This window comes from Mucilaginibacter sp. P1_D10 (assembly GCF_056406215.1).
In genome coordinates, this window is sequence record NZ_JBFUAP010000005.1 from 268849 (window position 1) to 288340 (window position 19492).

The following is a 19492-nucleotide window of genomic DNA, read 5'->3' on the forward strand; positions in this document are numbered from 1 at the left end:
GCCAAAGCTAAATTTTTATTCCTCATGTAAAGCAACCGCCGGATAAATTGCCGCCGCTTGTTTGCCCGGGTAAAGCGAGCATACCAGCACCAGCAGGTAAATAAATATCACTGCAAAGAGCATGGCAAACAGGTAAACGCTTGCCGGCAAATCGAATACGTTCAGCAACGGGAATTGAACCGCGAAGAACGCCCCGATAATGAGCGACAAGGTGGCCAATATCAAAGCCTCGTAAACTAATTGTGCCGATACGGCATTACCCGGCGCACCCACCGCCCGGCGAAGCCCAATTTCGCCGCGGCGTTTGTTGATATTGTACCAAAGCACGCCGAATATGCCCAGCGCCACGTTGATGATGAGGAACGCTGCCACAATAGACAGGATGATGAGCGGCACCAGCGTAAACTTATTATAAGCGGTAAGCTTATTGTCCAGGTGCTCTATCTCGATATTGGAGTTTTTAAACGTGTTCGACATCACTTTATAAAGTTTTCCTTCGAAGGTGGCGTCGGCATCCGGCGTAACCTTCACCAATATCTTGCCCATCCATTTATAAGCGGAGGTATCGTGCCGGTTGTAAAGCCCGGGGGCTGCCGCCTGGTAATCGCCGTCGGTTTTAATGTCGTCTATCACACCAATGATCTTCTGTTTATCTTCCGCCTTGTCGCCAAGGGTTTTACCAATAGCATCGGTTTTGCCGAATAACTTTTCTTTAAGTGTTTTATTTACCACAATAAGCTTTGCTTTAGATGCTGCATCTGCTTTGTTATACCAGCGGCCGGCAAGCATTTTAACCCCCATGGTGTTAATGTAGTTCTCATCGATAAAAAAATTGTTCACGTGATCTACATGCACGCCATTTAGGGTTATACCTGTGCTCATATGGTTGTTGCTAAACGGGATATTGCTGCTGGCGTAACCCGCATCTTTTACCAATGGCATCGATTTGATGTTACGGAGCAACATCTGGTAAACTAAGGTTACCGAATCGGGGTTTTTGGTTTCCAGCGTATGGTTGTAGCTAATTGCCCAAACCTTGTCGTAATTGAAACCCATGGGCTTGGCGTAATTGTTATAGGAGTTGAGCGCGAAGCTGAACACCCCAAATATAACCAGGAACGAAAGCAGGATCTCCACAATGAGCAGCGAGTTTTGCTTCTTTTTATTCCAGATCATCTTAAATAAATGCTTGAACATAATATGTTGATTTTAAGGTTGATAAATATATTTGATAATAAAGCGCGCAAAGGCCAGTGCGGTTCCCCTCTTGAGAGGGATGCAGGGGTGTGTTAAACGCGAAACTGTTGATGGCTAACACACCCCTCCACTCGCTCAACCCTACCCGCCCCCTCTCAAGAGGGGAATTAAAAGCGCTCTCCTCCATTTTATTGAGCCTTTAGAGCCGTTACGATGTTGAGTTTAGACATACGCCAGGCCGGGTAAACGCCGGATAGCAGTCCAAAAAAGATACAGGTAAGCAAGGCGTAACCCAGCACGGTGAAGTTTAAACGGAGCGTAAGGTTGGCTATAAACTGCGCCTGGTTGATAAAGTACATCACCACTACCGATAGTACTACGCCTATCATCCCGCCCAAAAAAGTAAGGATAAGGTTCTCTACAATGAACTGGTACACCAGTGTTTTTGATGATGCCCCGAAAGCTTTGCGCACCCCAATTTCTGATGAGCGCTCCATAATACGGGTGATGTTTACGTTCACCAGGTTCAATGTAGGCAACAGCATCACAAACAAGGCGAAAAGACTGATGGCTGTTAAAGCATACACCATGCCCGAGCTTTTTTCGTTCCCGGTGCGCACATAGCCTTCCAGGTACGAGTCGGCGTGACTATAAATATGGTCCCACTCCTTGCCCGGTATAGGTAGTTTGGCCACGATATCGGCATACTCCTTTTTCATTTTTGCTACGTCGCCGCTGTTATTTGCCAAAACAATAGCGCCATAATTACCCAAATAGCTTTTATCGGCATCCAGTTTTGTTTTTGAGGTAGTAATAGGCAGGTAGATGTCTGAGTACAGCACGTACGAGGTTATCGGCAGGCTTTTCACTACACCGCATACCCGGTATTTAATGTTATCGGCTTCTATGTATTTACCAACGGCGGGGCTGTTGTCGTCGCCAAAGTACTCCTTTTTCATATCCTCAGATATCACGGTAACGCGTTCGGCATTATCAGTTTGCTGCTTGCTGATGGGTTTACCCTCCACAAATTCAAAATCGAGCACATCCCAGAAATCGGCATTGGTGTACTTGTAGTTGATAACGATCTTACGATTGTTTACATAAGTATTGGTAGAACCAAAGCCTGATGAAATAGCGATCTTAACGGGCGTTTTCATTTTGGCCACGTAATGGTTAATGTAGTAATAACTCAATGCGCTCGAGTTCATCGATTCTTTTCCGCTCAGCTCCATGCGACTGATATAAAGCGAGCGATCGCGTTTTTTATCGGGGTAATCGTCGTTCACTACCTTATCTATAAAGGCGGTCATCACCAGCAAAATCGTCAGCGTAAAGCTGATACCGAACAGGCTGAGAAAGGTGAAAAACTTGCGGCGTTTAAGCACCGCTATGGCTATTTTGAAATAATTTTTTAGCATGATGTTAATGTTTTACGCTGATGAATTATTGTACCTGCGAACCATCGAACAGCCTCACCAAACGGTGCGTTTTTTTGGCCATGTTCTCATCATGCGTAACCATTACTATGGTGGTGCCTTCGTCGCGGTTTAGCTGTAAAAGGATATCCATTATCTCGTTGCCCATGGCGCTGTCCAGGTTACCTGTAGGCTCATCGGCCAGGATAATCTCGGGCCTGCCTACTATGGCCCTGGCAATTGCCACGCGCTGGCGTTGCCCGCCCGATAGCTGCGTAGGAAAGTGTTTGATTCGGTTGCTCAGCCCTACTTTCTCCAAAGCTTCGGTAGCCAGTTGTTTACGCTCTTTGGCGGTGGTGTTGCGATAAAGCAAGGGGAGCTCTACGTTATCCAGCACCTGCAAATCGTTTATGAGATGGTAACTCTGGAAAATGAAGCCCAGCTTTTTATTGCGGAAAGCAGCCAACTGCTTATCGTTGAAGCCGCCGGTAACTTGCTCATCTATTTTGATGCTGCCTTTAGAAGGCGCATCCAGCAGACCCATTATATTCAGCAGGGTACTTTTACCGCAGCCCGACGGGCCCATTATAGAAAGGAACTCCCCTTTTTCAATATCGAGGCTGATGCTGTTTAATGCTAAGGTTTGGATGGTGTCTGTACGGTACACCTTTTCAATGTTTTGTAGTTGTATCATGGGTTGGTTTTGAATTATTGATTTATTGTTAATTTATAGTTTGCTAATCGCTTTGTCTGAGCCTCACCCTGCCCTCTCCAAAGGAGAGGGTTCTAAAAAAATATTCCTTTTAAGCCCCTCTCCTTTGGAGAGGGGTTTGGGGTGAGGCTACGCCTCTACTTGTAGTTTATCTTCTCTTTCCGTTCAAAATCATAAAGGCTTAAATACCTTAGCTGGTAATATGCTCCCCAAAAATCTCGGAGGGCGGCTACATAATCACGTTTGGCCTGGTCGTTTTCCTGGAAGGCTATGCTGAGGTCAGTAATGCTTAGGTCTCCCAGCACATACCTATCGCGGGCTATTTTGTATTTTTCGGATGCTATACTGTCGGCCTGGGCGGTAAATACCAGCTGATCCTTCATCATGTTGAAGAGTGTTACCTGGGTTACTATCTGTTGCTTAAAGGTTTGCTTGTCCTGCTCTACGGCGTATTCGGTAAATTGCTCGTTTGCCTGCGCCGTTTTCACGCGCGATTTGGAACGACCCCAATCCAGCACCGGGATACTGAACTGTAATTGCAGCAACTGCTGGTTCTGCGGGTTACGGTACACATCGGGGATGTTACGGGCGGTATTGGAAAAACCAATGTTAGCGGTTAATGTAGCCACCAATCCACTTTGGCCCTTTGCCTTCGCCACGTCGCGCTTGGCTTCGGCAATTTTGCGTACAAAGGCAATGGCATCGCTGCGGTTGGCAAAAGCTTCCGCCAGCACTTTATCAGCCGATACTTCCATATCAATAGTGGCGCCCGGTAGTTGCAGGGCTATTTTATCGTCCCCCTCCTGGCCCGTGTAAGTGCGCAGGTTAAGGGTGGCAATCTCCATATCGCGTTTGGCGGTACCCACGGCTTTCAGGGCGTTAAGGCGTTCTAACTGCAGCTGCAATATCTCGTTCTTGGATATCTTCCCCAGGTCGAACTTCAGCTTGGCTATGGTCAATATCTTTTCTGTATTGGTAAAGTTGGTCTCGGCGATTTGCAGGTTTACCTGCGCCAGCAACAAATCGAAGAAGTAGCCAGTGACCGTAATCGCAATCTGCTCCTGCGATTCGATGTACGCCTGCTTGCTCTCGTTGAATTTAAGCGGCTCTATTTTTTTATCCCACCTTAAGGCATTAAACTGGAAGAGTGGCTGACTGTAGCCAATTGCGTAAGGTACGCCATTGTAAAACTGGTTATGCCTGTCGAAATCGTAGAAACGCTGCATGGAGGTGGTGCCGTAAACGGTACCCCCGGTTGCGGTGATGCTCTGACTGAAATCCAATTGCAGCGAGGAATTATCGTTATGCACGGGCTGGAACAGTATCGTGCCATCAGGCTGCAGTACCGGTTGTGTGGTTTTGCTGTAACCGGGCAATATGCCGCCTAATGATAACTGCGGCTGATAGTTCGATTTGAAGGTGCGCCATTGCCAATACTTGGTTTCGCGCACGGTGGTGGCCTGTTTGGCAGCGATGGAATTGCGTTTGGCCATCTCTACCACATCCTGTAAGCTCAGGCGCAGGGTATCGCCGCCGGCTGCCGCGCTGGCATTGGTGGCGATAAACAGGAAGATAAATATATATAAGTACTTCATGGCCTTAGTTTTTAAGGGTTAGCTCCTTAGCGTTTTTAAACTCGCTCATGTCTGATGTGATGACCACATCGCCGGCCTTTACGCCATCCTTAATCTCCACGAAATCGAAGTTGGCAAGGCCTATGTGCACATGGCGGCGCTCAGCCTTACCGCCATTCAGCACAAAGATGTCCTGATCCGCAGGGCCTTTAAAGGCTGCGCCATTGGCTACGCGCAGGGTTTTGCTATGCACATCGGTAACCAGGTAAACGTCCACCTTCATGTTTGGGCGCAATTGTTTGTTGTTGCGCTCGTCCAGTTGCACATCGAAGGTAACGATGCTGTTTTGTATGGATGGGTAGACGTTGATGACGTGACCTTTCATCTGCACCTCGTTGATACGTACAATTACCGGCATACCGGCGTGTAGCTGATCCAGGTAGGTATCGGATATGCTGCCGTTCACTTTGAAGCTGCTGAGGTCGGCAATGCGGGCCAGGGCATCGCCCTCGTGCACGGTTGCGCCAATGTTTTTATTTACGTAGGTTACCACGCCGCTACGGGTAGCTACGATGTTGGCCAGCTGTAATTTTCGCTGCAGGGCGGTAAGGTCGTTTTGTTGTATGGCAAGGGCAATCTCGGCTTCCTTTATTTCAATCTGCATCGTTTGCTGCTTACTTTTTATCTCGTTTTCCAGTTGTTTCTTTTCAAGCTGGGCTACGCGCAGGTTAAGCTCGGCCTGTTCTATGCCTTCGCGGGTACCGCCGCCCGCTTTGAAGAGGCGTTTGGCATTTTCAACCGCATCAGCCAGGCTGCTGATGCGTAGTTGTTTGATATCGTTGTTCGATTGGATATCGAAGAAGCTTTTGTTCAGGTCGAGCTTCAATTTAGCAATCTCGTTGCGTTTGCTCTGCATCTGGAAGTTGATTTTCTCGAACTCGGTTTGTGCGGCCGATTTGTCCAGTGCCAGTATCGATTGCCCGGCAGCAACCTTATTCCCGGCATCCATCACCACGCTTTTGATAGATGCGTTGATGGGGCTGGTAAGTATCTCTTCAAACTCGGGCAGTACCTCGCCGGTGGCGTTGAGGGTGTTCTCTACGCTGCCCTCGCCTACCACGGCGGTGGTTATTTCCGAGCGGCTAACGCTCGATTTCAGCGTGCTGCGCATCAGCCATATGGCCCCTACCAGCACCGCAATGGCTATGATGGCTATGATGATGCCCTTCTTCTTTTTGCGGGCTGTTACTTCTTGTTCTATTACCTGATCCATATTGTTGCGATAATGTTATATGCACAGGGGTTTGCAAGCCTTGTACCAAACTTAAATTATTGATTATTAGATTATTGCAATAATATTCAATTGGGAATTTGTCCGATATCGGACAAGGCATTTCAATACCGGGAAGAATGTAGGTACCCCAGGCGGGTATTTGGTTACGCACCTCAGGCGTAAAATAGAAAAACCAGCCGGCTATAAGCTTGCTGGTTTTAGGTAAATAAACGATTATGGCAGACTGGGGCGATACTGCGGTTAGTATTTGAGCACTAAATAACCTGTTTTATGTTTTTTCACATCGCCTGCCTTATACTCTATCGAATAAAAATAGGTACCCGCCTGTTGTAGGGTGCCGCTGTTGCTGTGCCCGTCAAAGGCCTTGCTACCGTTATCGTAGCCTTTCGCTTCGTATATCACATCACCATTTCGGTTCATCACCTTTACGGTGTTCTCGGGGAAAGCGTTGATGCCTTCAATGGCAAAATTGTCATTAATACCGTCGCCATTAGGGGATACAGCCTGTTTAACGTTTATCTCCTGCGGCAATGCCTCAGGCAAAAGTCCGGCTTTTTGTATTACGGCTAATGCTTGCCTGTTCACGGTGCCGACCGGCAGCCTTGTAATCGTTAAAACAATATTGCGTATTGTTACACCGTCTTGTGCGTAAATCTGTACAGGAATGTAATTGATGCCAACGTTTAAAGGAATGGTAACCGGGTAATAGTTGGAGGCATATAACCATATGAAATTCCACATAATTACGGTGTGTTGGTTACTTGGAATGATGTGTAACAGCACCCCATCGGCTATATTATCTACCGTTGCTATCCAGTTATCGGTTGCTACATGTTTAAGCGTAAGGGTTCCTACCCGTGTATATGCCTGCAACTCGGCAATGTTGGTACTTGAAGAGCCTACGGCAATGGCTAGCCATAGATAACGTACAGTTACGCCATCTTGCGCAGTTATCTCTACAGGAATGTAATTGACACCTGTGTGCACAGGCACCGGTTCCGAATAGGTGTTTGATGCAACAGCAACACCGTTAATTTTAATTTTAGCATTAGCATCTGAGGTTGCAGCAAGAACCCGCAGGCTGGTGACACTTGCACTTAGCGCCGCGTTCCAGTAGTTGCTCGCACTATCCCTTTTTAGGGTACCGGGCGTTATTTTCAAAGCGCTTACGCCGGTATTGGCAGATCCGCGTACAACGGTTAGGGTAAGGGTACGTTTGGTAACACAGTCTTCTGCCGTTAGCTCTACTAAAATTGTATTTACACCAATACTTAAAGGCAACGCTGCCGAATAGGTGTTTTGGGCCGTAACTACGCCATTTACTTTAAAAGTAGCACCGGCATTTGACGCTGCTGCGATAACGCGCACGCTGGTGGTTGTTGCCCCAACGGCTGCCGTCCAACTGTCTAAAGTGCCTATCCTTAAAAGCTTGCCCGGGCTTATTTTTATGAGCGTTACGGCGGTACTTGCCGAGCCGCGTATGATGGTTATGGTAAGCTTGCGCTGAGTAAAGCCATCCTGCGCAGTTATTACTACCGGGATAACGTTTACTCCAAGATGTAACTCTACCGGGGCCGAATAGGTGTTTTGTGCCGTAACTACGCCATTTACTTTAACAGTAGCACCGGCATTTGTAGCGGTTGCCAGCACGCTTATACTGCTTATGCTGCCGGCCACTGTCGCCATCAGGCTGTCAGTTTTGGCAGTGGGCTTTAAAATACCCGGACTTATTTGCAGTGCTGTAGTGCTTACATCGGCAGATGGCTGCCTGAATAACGTTAGGGTATAGCTTTTTTTGGTAACACCGTCTGAAGCTGTTACAGCAATATTAACAGTGTTTGTGCCGGTAACCAATTGTACAAGCCTATGCGACCCATTACTTACTGTAACACCGTTTATTTTTATGCTTGCAGTACTATCGATAAGGGTAGGCGTTATCAAAGTGCTTAGTATAGTGCTGGCAAAAGTAGCGCTATATTTGAGCGTATTGGAGGAGAAAAGAGGATTTAACACGCCGTTGCTCATATACAGGCTGGTAAGCCCGGCATTTGATGACACCGAACGCAAGGTTACCGATGCGGTACTTTCCCCTATTAAATTGTGGGCAGTAATTTTAAATACGGTGGCCGGAAAGGTGCCGGTTGGCTTACCGCTGATGATCCCTGTTTTTCCATCGAATATTAAACCTGGCGGAAGGGGTTTATCAATACGATAACCGGTTAATACAATTTTCCTTACATCGATATCCTCCGCTACATACAGGCTTCCCGTACCGTCAAATGTGATGTGCCCCACTCCGTAAAATCTCGCCGACGGGCCTATTCCGTTTTCATACCCATATTTAAAGGGTGCGCCGGCAATGGTAGATACTACACCAGCCGGAGTTATTTTGCGGATGGTATAATAGTCCGCCGCGTAAATATTACCTAAATTATCCGTAGTTAAGCTACTTGGCCCCCAAAACCTGGCTGAGGTATCGGCACCATCTACAATGCCTCCTTCGGCTTTGCCCGCAATAGTAGTGACAACCCCATCGGGCGTTATCTTTTTTACCTGCCTTGCAATACCAACAAAAAAGTTTCCATTTTTATCTATTGTCATTGCGGAAGGTGCCATACCGCTAACAAACGTACTTGATTGCCCGCTAAGATCAATTTTCCGTATGCGGTTGGTTATACCCTCGCTTACATATACGTTACCGGCCTTATCCACCGCAATTCCACCCAGGTAATCTGATGCCGCCCCCCATTTGCTGACAACACCCGCCGGGGTAATTTTTTTTACCTGCCTATACAAACTGTCTGTCAAAAAAATATTCCCGGCCTTATCAATACACATCGAACCCGGAAAATAGAATTTTCCATTAGATCCGCCTGTACCGGCAAATGTACTTACTGTGCCTTGCGGGGTTATTTTTTTAATAAGATTAGACACCGCCATGGCAACATAAACATTCCCCTGGCTATCCATTGTTAAGCCCCTGATATACCGCAAACCCGCAGGCGGGTTGCGCACACCGGTGCTACTGTAAACCCCGGTAGAGTCGGCTACGCCGCTAACCTCTCCGTAATTGTTAGCCGGCACTATGCCACCGGTATTTGATGGTTGTAACGAAGTTATGGCTACCCCTGCAGTAAAAACAGGCGCGGCGCTGTAACTTATATTGGGGGCCTGCGCAAATACAAACGAACTAAATACAGCAAAAAAGGCGCTAAAAAGTAAGGTTTTCTTCATATAAAGGCTTAGGTATTGCTGATAAATCTTCTTTTAAATTATAACATGTTAAATATAACCGATATTTCTTTTAACGATGCAAAAGTAGTCATAAATAATATTCTGATTAACAGTATAATTATATACTTCAGGATAGTTCATAAACGCAACGGCCTCTGGTTTTCACCGCGGGCCGTTATGTTTATTAGAGGTTTTTCTTTGTTAACCCCGCCAGCTCTCCTGTAAATAATATTTCAACACCAGGAAGCCCGTTTTATGCACAATCTACCAGGGAAATCGCTTTTAAGGTTTAGCGGGATTTATTTTTTTTCGGAAGTGGGCGGCATGCGGTAATGAGGCAAAAGCCTGCCTATTCTCTCGGTGAGCCTAAAAGTTCGCGCAGGCTTTCTGTTGTATAGGGATATTTATCCTCCGGCAGATAGGTCTTCAATACCTTTAGTAATTGTTTCGCTTTAGCAGAGTCGGTACTCAGGGTATCTTTGCCAAACAAATCTATAAGGTCGTATCTAATCAAATCTATCGGCAGTAATTCGTTGGGGGCGTTCTTATTGACGTTCGTAAAAGTCGCGACGTGCTTTTTCAGTTCTGCCAGATATTCTTTAAGGCTGAGCTGTTTGCTGCCATTCGGATTTAGTTTGTCTACCATCGGGTAAGCACGTAAATTCGTATTCAGGCTCAACTGGTCTTCCGTACTGAACCCTTTGGTAAAGTACACATTGCGTTTAAACTTGTTCCTTTGCAGCAAAGACAGGAACAGCCTATCGCCTCTTAGAAGATAGCCTTGCTGATAGCTTGGCTTAATTACCCAGGCGAACCGTTCACCGGGAATATTTGTCGGGATGAAGATGGCAGAGTCGGCCCAGGCCCTGTACCCTAGTGAATCCCGCTCCATTTCTGTCATGCCGAAATCTACGTTATAGTCCTTTTGGAGCATTTTAGGATACCATACGGTGTTCAGCATGGCTATATCTACCACAGTGATGTCGGTGCGTAAATGCTCTGCTTTTTGTAAATAATATAAAGGGATGGTGTAGTTGTCTCCGGAAGCTATCAAAATCGCGTTATTACTGCAGCTGTTCAACATCGCGCGGTTTATAGACAAAATAAAGTCATCGAATGCACCGCGCTTTTTGCCTTCTTTAAGTGCCCATAGGGCAGAGTCGGGCTTGTTCATAAACTGGTAACCGATAGCCAAACTTCCCCATTCGGAAGTTAATTTGGAATAAGGGTCCAGTATGACGAACGGCCCGTTATATTTTGGCGATAAACTAAAAACCTGCTGCAATTCGTCCGTCAACTTTAAAACTAGTTTGGGCCCCATCGAGGGTATGGTAGACGCATCCTTGGAATTAAAGCGGCTGTAGGCATATGCCAGGCAGTAATGCGCTTCGGCATTTCTGGGGTTTAATTCAATAGCGCTGGTGAGGTATTTTATAGCAGCACCGTAATCCTGCGCATCGAAATCTTTCGCGAACTCGGCCTTCGCCCGGTTCAAAAGCGTATCAAATGGCATCTCCTGCGCGTAGCAAAAGGGCATCAGCACTATATAAAACAGGATAAGAGAGATTTTTTTCATGATGAGGTTTATCACTATAAATCTAAATAATTTCTTGATAATATAACAAAAAAACGCCGCAGGCATTACACCTACGACGTTCTACCCCCAAAACATGCTTTCTTATAAAAGCTTCTTTTGCAGGCCGCTACCCCAACGGTAGTTGATGCTTACCCGCCGCCCTTGTATTGTTCATTTTACTGGGTGTATGGTTGTTAATATTTTATTACCAGGTAACCGCTTTTGCGTTTTACCGTATCACCTGCTTTGTATTCTATCGAGTAAAAATAGGTTCCGGCTTGCAATGGCGCGCCGCCTGCGCTGCGGCCATGGAATACTTTGCCATAGTTATCGTAACCCCTGGCTTCGTAAACCAGGCCGCCGTTACGGTTCAGGATGCTTACTTTGTTGTCGGGGTAAGCGTTTATGCCTTCTATTACAAAGCTGTCATTAATGCCGTCTCCATTTGGCGATAAGCCCTGGCGCACAATCAATTCCTCCCGTGCCGGCTTATCATCTACCTGGTTTGGCTGTAGCACATCCACCTGGTTACTACCGGCCCATGCCAATGCTACAGGCGCAGGGCGGTTAACGGTTATTTCATACGATTTTTCAGTTGTTCCATTTTCTGCCGTAACTAAAATAGTTACTAAAGTTGCTGTGCCGGTTAAAGGTATTGGTGCCGAAGCAACCCCTGCCTGTACGGTTACGCCGTTTACCTGTATAGTTGCCATGGCATTGTGAGGTATTGCGGCAAATGTGATATTGTTTACACTCGCCGAAACAGACACCGCACGGTTATAGTCGGCAGGGCCTGCAGTATTTACCAATTTGGTGGCTGGGTTGGTTACAATACTGCTTAAGGTAGCCACTGATGATGGCAGCTTGCGGTTTACAGTTATTGCATACGTTTTTACGGTAGTACCATCCTGTGCCAAAACTACTATGTTGATGAGCGTAGTGACACCCAATGGAATTGGTGCAGAAAATGCTCCGGCCGCCACAGCCACGCCTTTTATTTTAATAGTTGCATTAGCATCTTGTGGTGTTGCAGCTATGCTAATGGTGCTGGTGCTGTACTCAACCGTAATCGCACTGTTATAATCTGCCGGGCCGGTTGTGGCAACCCGCGCAGCAACCGGGTTAGTAACAATACTGCTTAAAACTGCGTTGGATGATGCTTTGCGGGTAACAGTAACCTTATAGGTTTTTGTAGCAGTGTTTTGGGCGGTTACTACTATTGTAACTTCATTTGCCCCTACTGCCACTGCAATAGGCTGCGATGCCATGCCCGAGACGACGGCTACTCCGTTTATTGTAACACTTGCGGTTGCATCAGCAACTGTGGGTGTAAAAGTAAGCGTTGCGGTGCCATTACCTACTAACGCGGTGTAAGCTGTAGTTGCTGCCGTAACAGCGGGGCTTAGTGGGCTATTACTACAAGTAAGCTTAATAAGGTCGGCATTGGCAGATTGTACTGGCACCTGCAAGCTAAAGCTAAGCACGCCGGACGGCGACGCTGTTTCGGTACCAGCGGCAGATTTTGTTACCGTAACCATGGTGCCATTATAAGCAACTGCATATTTTTTACCGGGATCTAAACCGCAAAGCGTGTGGGTGCCCGCAACGGGGCCGGCATAAGCATACGATGCTACCGAAACCGGAACAGGGTACTTGGCAATACTCTTGTTGAATAAAACCACTTCGGTATTACCGTTTACGGTTATCAGGCTACCCTCCATATTGTTCTGGGTGGTGGCCATGGCTGTGGTCACCATTTCCGTAGCTATTTTGGCCCCGGGCTGCATTACCGTTACTATATCTTGCTTAAGCGGATTGTTGGGTACGCTTACTTCTGCCCGCCAGGTGTTGGTATTGAATGCGTAATTAACGCCGCTTCCATAAACATTATCAGGATTATTGCTTTCGTTTACAGCAGCCACGTTTACCACAGCAGGGATAACCGTATGTATGAATAATTTTGAATTATCTATGGTAGCGGTAACGTTATTACCGTTTACCACCGGCTGGTTTAAAAAGTGCCAGCGTAAATGTTTTTTGTATTGCCCTGCAGCGTTGGTGCTGTTCTTTGCCTGGAAATTATCATAAGTTACAAATACGTTGGAGTTACGCAGGTACAAAAAAGAGCGGTAAAAATACCGGACGGACCGCTTGCTGGTGTCGGGATTATAATAGCTTATGTAGTACGCGCTGGTAAGGTCCGACCGGAAGTACGAAAATTGATCGTTTTGCTCCTGGTGAGTTGGCTCATCATATCCAAATGAAGTTTGGCCACCAACGGTATGTGACGGATCAGGGTATGGTGGGTCGTAATCCGTGCCATCGTTTATGAATAATGTATTGCTTTGGCTGCTCCAATAAGAGTAGTTTGTAGACCCACTAATTCCGTTTCCGCCGCTTGCAGGCACCTCATTAGCCCCTACCAATAGCAGATCATCCCCATCATGGCCGTCGCCGCGTACAATTTTAAAGTGGCCCGCATTGTTATGGTTATGCTGATCATATGCGGCTACCCCCATCTCCAGCGCCGCCCAGGTTGCGCCAGTCGTCCAGTCGGACCGCATGTAAAACTTATTAAGACCGGTGTTAACCGGCACGGCGTTATAAGTATTAACCGTTGGAATAGGGTAATAAGGCTTGTAATTATAAGCCGCAGATGCACGCGTTTTGCTATAGAGCATTTTCTCCCAGGTTGTTTCGAGGTATCCAACACTGTAAATCAACAAGTTTACCGGCTTAAGCGCAGTTTTATAAAAGTATTCTATGTTTGGCCCCTGCGGTGTGCCCTCTAATATGGCAGATAAACGCAGCGGCAATCCATAAGAAGTTACACAACCCAAAAAAGAGCCGTTATCATTAGCGTTATCGTACTGAAAATTACTTGGGGTATAGGCGTGCACCAAGGCCTCCGCCGTTTTGGTCATGAATGTTTTAAAGCTGGCGTCTGTTTGCATCAGGTCTTCCCCGGTACAGCTTTTTACTAGGTAATAGTAATCTATCAGGAAACTGGTTGAGGCACCTCCATAACTCCAGCCCTGTACAGGAATCCCATCTTGTTGCGGGGCTGCTAAGATAGTTTTAGGGCCGAGGTATGATTTTGAAGCGCCAGAAGGTAAGCCGCCTTTAACTGATTGCGTAAAATAATTGTGTGCAGTCTCTGCAGATGTTGTGGTATTCGGGTTTAAGCTGCCGGGTGTACCTATAGCGCGCTGACGGGCAAAATCAATCATCTTTTGCGACATCGGGTCGTCGCTGCCAATGGCGTAGCCCATATAGCCGGCACATATCAGGTGCCCAATAAAATAGTTGCCGGTGGGGTCGTCCTGCAGCTGGTTCAGTACATAAGGTTTGGCGCTCATAAACGTGAACCAATCCTTCATTACGTTCAGCAGCGCGGCTTTACGTGTTGCGCCAAGTTCATCATAACACCAATCGTATATAACGGCTATTGTTTTACCCACATGGCGGGTGGCATAAGAACTATTGTATTGAAATATATTTGGCTGATAAGTGGTGTTCGGAGGGTAGTCCGCATAGCCTTTTATAATCACATCTGCCAATGCCAGCATTTTGTTAGAATAAGCTGTAGCGTTTGCGCCGGCATTATTGGTTTTGGTGAGTTGGTGCGCCATACCCAAAATAAGGGCAGCTTCTTCCCAGTTACTTCCGCAGTAGGAATAAAACACGTCGCCGGTATTGTAGTAAGCCGAACTCCCTGCGTTAACCGGGTTCCACGGTATAACAGTATGTGGTAAATATTTATTTGCAGCAGCCAAAAGGTTGGTCCAGTCGGCGCTGTTGCTGTTCTTCTTGGCAAACAGGGCCGCTTTGGTGGGCGCATCTAAAAATATGCGGGGGCGGCTGGCTACCACCGGTTGCTGCGCAAAGGCCGTTAGCCCCAATGTTAAATTCAAGAAACATATAAGGGCAAATTTGCAGCTAAACTTGTTTAGCAGAAAGAGAAGTAATTCCTCCAGTTTGCGGCGTAGGTACTTTATCATAGGTGTGATTTTAAGGTGTTAAGTAGTATGTATCACCGTATGCCAATCTCCTCAAACATTTAAAGCTACTGCTTACGGCTATATTTTGCACAAAGATACCTGTGCGCACGCTGGTGAAAAATCGTCTTTTAGGGTGATATTTTAATCACGGCTTTTTTGCTTGCTTTGAGGCGACTTAAAACGCAGAATATCGGTTAGATTTTGGTGAATAATCATCAGTAAAAATCTGCGGGGCTAAAACATTATATTTTGTTACTTTAGGTGAAAGTATATGCTTTTATAAAACCTACACCGAATGCAACGTTTTTACGCCTTAATTTTACTGCTATTTATAGTAACGCTTAGGCTGCAAGCGCAAAACCCGGCCATTGATAGCCTGAAGAAAATTATTGCATTGCACAAGGGCGATGAAACTGAATGCATCACCCTGAACAGATTGGCCTCGCAACTTACCCGGTACGATATGAACCAGGCGAAGTATCACCTCTTCAATGCCATCAGGCTGGGTACTAAAGTAAACAGCCCGCGTAGCCTTAGCGCATCATACGCGCAATTGGTCACTATTTATTATGGTACAGGGTTGCGAGACAGTGCCGAATATTATTTAAGTAAAGCGAAAGAGATAGCAGACAATGCCAATTCGGGCTCTAAAAATGATATCAGGGCAAAAATGAATTATTATAGTTCGGCGGGGTTGCTCTATAAAATGGAAGGCAATTATAACAAGGCCCAACCTAATTTTTTAAGCGCACTGGAATTGAGTAAAAAATTGGGGCAGGACCCCTCGGACCTTGAAGGCACTGCCGGGCAATCCCTTAATGTTGGCAATACTTATGTAAACCTTGCCGACTATAAAAAAGCACTGGCCTACCACCTGAAGGCCTTGAAGCTTTTTTTGCAGGTTAATAGCCAAAAGGGCGTATCGTTTTCCTACCAGGCCCTGGCCGAAGATTTTACCAAGCTGCAACTGTATGGCCAGGCGCTCCCCTATGCCTTACAAGCGCAAGCCCTCAAAAAAACAATAAACGATAAACGCGGGGCATCGTCGGCAAGTATTGGGCTGGCCATTATATACCGGGGGTTAAAAAGATATGAAGATGCCCTTGTACAGTTTAATATAGCGCTGCAAGTATTAAAAGACATGAATTTGACTGCCGAGCAGGTAACTACCCTTACAGAAATTGGCAACACCTACGGCGAAATGAACAAGCCACAGAATGCCATTGCCTGGCTTAATAAAGCGCGGGCTTTGGCTGCAAAAATGGGCGATACCGCTGCCGCCACCATTATTGATACCAAAATAAACTACCTGCAGGCCGGCACAAAGGCAAAAAAACAATCGGAAGAGAAGCTGCTTACGGCTGTAAATACATCGATAAAAAGGGGGGATAAACAACAGGAGGTTGATAATTATAAATACCTGGCCAAATTTTATGCCGACGAAAAGGACTTTGAGAAGGCCCTTTTGTATAACGAGAAATACCACGCCGCCATAGATGCCATCCAAAACAACGAACTTACCCTTCAGATAAAAAAACTGGAAGAAAACTTTAACGTACAGCGCAAAGAACAGGAAATTGCCCTGCTGAAGAAAGACCAAAAGATAAACAAAACAAACCTGGAAAAGCAAACCACGCTGCGATATGCATACATTGTAGTGGGTGGCCTGCTCCTGCTCATCATCGCCATAGCGGCTTACCGCAACGGTACCATCCAAAAGGCGAAGGGTATCATAGAAATGGACGAGATGCGCATAGCCATTGCACGCGACCTGCACGATGATATCGGCTCGCGGCTTACCAATATCCAGTTCCTTACCGAGCTTTTCCGCCAGCCCATTACCGGGCCGAAGAGCGAGAAGGATTTCATCATAGATATACGGGAAGAGTTGCTGGCATCTACCGAGGCGCTCGACGAGATCGTATGGAACATGAAGACAAAGCCCGACGACCACAGCACTCTGCAGGTGCGCATGATGCGCTACGCCGGAGATATATTCGACGACCATGACATCGAATACCGACTGGATATGGACGAAAAATTTGCCGATAACACCCTCTCGCACGAAAAGCAGCGTGACGTATTTTTGATGTATAAAGAGATACTAAACAATATCCGCAAGCATGCTGCCGCCAAAAACGTGGCTATATCGCTTAAGGCCGATAAGGGGCAGATGCAGATAACCATCAAAGATGATGGCAGGGGTTTCGACCCGGATGCCGTAAAAAGCAAGGGCCGCAACGGCCTGCAGAACATTAAAACCCGTATAGAAAAATGGGGCGGCAAACTGACAATGCAATCAGATAATGGCACGCTGGTGAGCGTCACCATCCCGATAACCAAAAAAAACAAACCCTGGGGCGTAAAGCGTTTCCAAAGGGTATAACCTAGAAGAATATGGAACAGAAACTGGTGATATTTGAAGATAATGAGGCCCTGCGCAGCTCGCTGGTATATCTTTTAAACTCACAGAATTATAACGTAGTAGGCGATTATAACAACGTAAACAATGCGTTAACGCAAATAAACCTTACCCAGCCCGACCTGGTGATTATGGACATTGACATGCCCGGCAAAGATGGCATTACCGCCGTAGGCGAAATAAAAGAGGTACGCCCCGAAACTATCATTATTATGTACACCCAGTTTGAAGATGACGAACGGCTGTTCAAAAGCATTTGCGCTGGGGCAGATGGCTACATCCTCAAAAAAACCTCGCCCGAAAAGTTTTTCGATGCTATTAAAGATGTGCTGAATGGCGGTGCGCCCATGTCGCCGCTGATTGCTAAAAAGGTAATCAACTCCTTTAAAATGCAAAAACCCGCAAGCAGCAGTAGCCCGCAGCTTAAGTACGACCTAACCAACCGCGAGGCCGAAATACTGCAGCTGCTTACCAAAGGCTACAGCGTAAAACTGATAGCACATGAGATGTGCATTGCCTACGATACCGCCCGATCGCACCTGCGCAACACTTATCGCAAGCTGCACGTAAATTGCGGCAAGGAAGCCATTGCCATTTTGCTGGCCGATAAAATTAGCTGATTAATATGGATGAGAGTTCATCGGCGACATCAAATTCGGTGATTTTACGTACAAAAAGAGGCTGTATCATAAATACATTTTAGGCATTTTACTTAAATTAAATTTGGCTTTGTGTTCTTTGCGTTTCTCCCTTTGTGGACTTTGTGGTAAAATTTTAACCACAAAGTCCGCAAAGATTGGCATATAGTTTAGCGCAAAGGGCACAAAGCCTATCTTGACCAAATTTAGTTGGTTGTTGTTTAACCCTGGGTTTTATTTATGATACAGACTCTCTTCTTTAAAGTTTTGACAATACTTACAAAAGTTTCCTTTGCAGGTCGGTACCCCAGCGGTAGCTGATGCTTACCTCGTGGGTGGCATTGTTGAAGCCCCCCAGGTTGGTAGATGATGTATTGAACTGGTAACTGTAGCCAACTTTAAAGCTGTTGGCATTTACCGAGATGATGCCCGCCACCTGCTTGTTGGTGCGGTAATTTACCCCAAGGCCCAGCTGCTCTTTGAGGTAGAAAGTGCCCGAAAAATCCGCCACCACAGGCGAGCCCTGCAGGTACGATACCAATGCCGCAGGCTTCAGCTGCACGTCCTCGTTCAGCTTTGCCAGGAAGCCGCCGCTAAAGTAGTAGTGGCTGCGCAGGTAATTGGCCTGCTGTACCGATGCGTTCCCCAGGTTGCGGAAGCTTAGCTCCGGTACCGAAAGCCCCACGTAGTAATTATCCCCGTAGAACATCACCCCGAAGCCGATGTTGGGCTTCGTCTCCCTAACGTCCTGGCTGAAGAGCGGGTCGCTGGCATCCAGCGTGGAGTAATTGGCCACGTAGCTACGGATGCCCGCATTCAATGACACCGAAAGGTAGCTGCCGCCACTCAACTGTACCGATTTGGCGAAGAAGGCGTTCACCTCCGTTTGATTCTCTACCGCGAACTTATCGTTCACCACGAAGAACCCTGCCGCTGCCCCCATTTGCTCCAGCGCAAAGCTGCCGCTGAGCAACAGGCTGCTCGGCGCGCCCTCCAAGCCTATCAGCTGCCTGCGACCCAGCACGTTGAGGCTGTTGGCCTTATCAAGCAGCGAATAAGCAGGGTTAACGGGCGTAAGGTTATCTGCATACTGGTTATAGCTGAACATGTTCTGCTGGGCCATTGCCCTGCTGCCCGCAAAGAGCAACAGGAACATAACTATCAACTTGATAAAATTGGGTTTTCTGATGCTAATGGTACTCTCTTTTTCTATCACTTTTATCTGCGGTAAGGTTATCAATATTCGATCACAAGATAACCACTTTATATTTACTTATTAAAGGAAATTGTTTGCAGGTTCTTTTTTGGAGGAGAGGGTTTTGCAATTTTTGGCTCTAATTCTTTTCCTGTTTGAATTTAAACACAGCGGTCGTGAGAAGGCTCGGAGGCCGCAAAGATATGCCGGCTCTATTTGCTAGTTCTGAAA

Annotated in this window: 11 protein-coding genes; 2 read left to right on the forward strand and 9 right to left on the reverse strand. The window is 46.7% G+C overall.

Annotated features, from left to right (window positions below; genetic code table 11):
• Positions 1-15 precede the first annotated feature (15 nt).
• The 8 genes from AC1DYT_RS09945 to AC1DYT_RS09980 all read right to left on the reverse strand — a co-directional run bounded on the left by AC1DYT_RS09945 (position 16) and on the right by AC1DYT_RS09980 (position 15006).
• On the reverse strand, positions 16-1197 hold the full coding sequence (locus tag AC1DYT_RS09945; RefSeq protein WP_477469464.1) for an ABC transporter permease: 1182 nt from the start codon (positions 1195-1197) through the stop codon (positions 16-18).
• Between the two features lie 188 nt (positions 1198-1385).
• Positions 1386-2618, reverse strand: coding sequence for an ABC transporter permease (locus AC1DYT_RS09950; RefSeq protein ID WP_477469465.1), 1233 nt, complete (start codon positions 2616-2618; stop codon positions 1386-1388).
• A gap of 25 nt (positions 2619-2643) precedes the next feature.
• Entirely contained in the window at positions 2644-3309 is a 666-nt protein-coding gene (locus AC1DYT_RS09955; protein WP_477469466.1) for an ABC transporter ATP-binding protein, read from the reverse strand.
• Positions 3310-3464: 155 nt separating this feature from the next.
• A complete protein-coding gene (locus tag AC1DYT_RS09960) occupies positions 3465-4922 on the reverse strand; it encodes a TolC family protein (RefSeq protein ID WP_477469467.1) in 1458 nt (485 codons plus the stop codon).
• A gap of 4 nt (positions 4923-4926) precedes the next feature.
• Positions 4927-6174, reverse strand: a complete 1248-nt coding sequence (locus tag AC1DYT_RS09965; protein ID WP_477469468.1) for an efflux RND transporter periplasmic adaptor subunit — start codon at positions 6172-6174, stop codon at positions 4927-4929.
• Positions 6175-6435: 261 nt separating this feature from the next.
• Entirely contained in the window at positions 6436-9429 is a 2994-nt protein-coding gene (locus AC1DYT_RS09970; protein ID WP_477469469.1) for a cadherin-like beta sandwich domain-containing protein, read from the reverse strand.
• A 349-nt stretch (positions 9430-9778) separates the two neighbouring features.
• Positions 9779-11005 (reverse strand): tetratricopeptide repeat protein, encoded by a 1227-nt coding sequence (locus AC1DYT_RS09975; RefSeq protein WP_477469470.1) that lies wholly within the window; start codon positions 11003-11005, stop codon positions 9779-9781.
• 194 nt (positions 11006-11199) lie between these two features.
• On the reverse strand, positions 11200-15006 hold the full coding sequence (locus AC1DYT_RS09980; RefSeq protein WP_477469471.1) for a cadherin-like beta sandwich domain-containing protein: 3807 nt from the start codon (positions 15004-15006) through the stop codon (positions 11200-11202).
• Between the two features lie 295 nt (positions 15007-15301).
• Between AC1DYT_RS09980 and AC1DYT_RS09985 the strand changes: the two genes are divergently transcribed.
• Both AC1DYT_RS09985 and AC1DYT_RS09990 read left to right on the forward strand, forming a co-directional pair.
• On the forward strand, positions 15302-17392 hold the full coding sequence (locus tag AC1DYT_RS09985) for a tetratricopeptide repeat-containing sensor histidine kinase (RefSeq protein ID WP_477469472.1): 2091 nt from the start codon (positions 15302-15304) through the stop codon (positions 17390-17392).
• 11 nt (positions 17393-17403) lie between these two features.
• Positions 17404-18048 carry a response regulator gene (locus tag AC1DYT_RS09990; RefSeq protein WP_477469473.1) on the forward strand — a complete coding sequence of 215 codons (645 nt, stop codon included), beginning with the start codon at positions 17404-17406 and terminating at the stop codon, positions 18046-18048.
• A gap of 295 nt (positions 18049-18343) precedes the next feature.
• On the opposite strand, the gene AC1DYT_RS09995 is transcribed toward AC1DYT_RS09990, so the two are convergent.
• Positions 18344-19306 carry a PorP/SprF family type IX secretion system membrane protein gene (locus tag AC1DYT_RS09995; RefSeq protein WP_477469474.1) on the reverse strand — a complete coding sequence of 321 codons (963 nt, stop codon included), beginning with the start codon at positions 19304-19306 and terminating at the stop codon, positions 18344-18346.
• Between the last annotated feature and the right edge of the window lie 186 nt (positions 19307-19492).

Excerpts from the sequence above, each read along its gene's own strand:
- AC1DYT_RS09945 (WP_477469464.1), bottom strand. The coding sequence starts at position 1,197 with ATGTTCAAGCATTTATTTAAGATGATCTGGAATAAAAAGAAGCAAAAC.
- AC1DYT_RS09950 (WP_477469465.1), bottom strand. The coding sequence starts at position 2,618 with ATGCTAAAAAATTATTTCAAAATAGCCATAGCGGTGCTTAAACGCCGC.
- AC1DYT_RS09955 (WP_477469466.1), bottom strand. The coding sequence starts at position 3,309 with ATGATACAACTACAAAACATTGAAAAGGTGTACCGTACAGACACCATC.
- AC1DYT_RS09960 (WP_477469467.1), bottom strand. The coding sequence starts at position 4,922 with ATGAAGTACTTATATATATTTATCTTCCTGTTTATCGCCACCAATGCC.
- AC1DYT_RS09965 (WP_477469468.1), bottom strand. The coding sequence starts at position 6,174 with ATGGATCAGGTAATAGAACAAGAAGTAACAGCCCGCAAAAAGAAGAAG.
- AC1DYT_RS09970 (WP_477469469.1), bottom strand. The coding sequence starts at position 9,429 with ATGAAGAAAACCTTACTTTTTAGCGCCTTTTTTGCTGTATTTAGTTCG.
- AC1DYT_RS09975 (WP_477469470.1), bottom strand. The coding sequence starts at position 11,005 with ATGAAAAAAATCTCTCTTATCCTGTTTTATATAGTGCTGATGCCCTTT.
- AC1DYT_RS09980 (WP_477469471.1), bottom strand. The coding sequence starts at position 15,006 with ATGATAAAGTACCTACGCCGCAAACTGGAGGAATTACTTCTCTTTCTG.
- AC1DYT_RS09985 (WP_477469472.1), top strand. The coding sequence starts at position 15,302 with ATGCAACGTTTTTACGCCTTAATTTTACTGCTATTTATAGTAACGCTT.
- AC1DYT_RS09990 (WP_477469473.1), top strand. The coding sequence starts at position 17,404 with ATGGAACAGAAACTGGTGATATTTGAAGATAATGAGGCCCTGCGCAGC.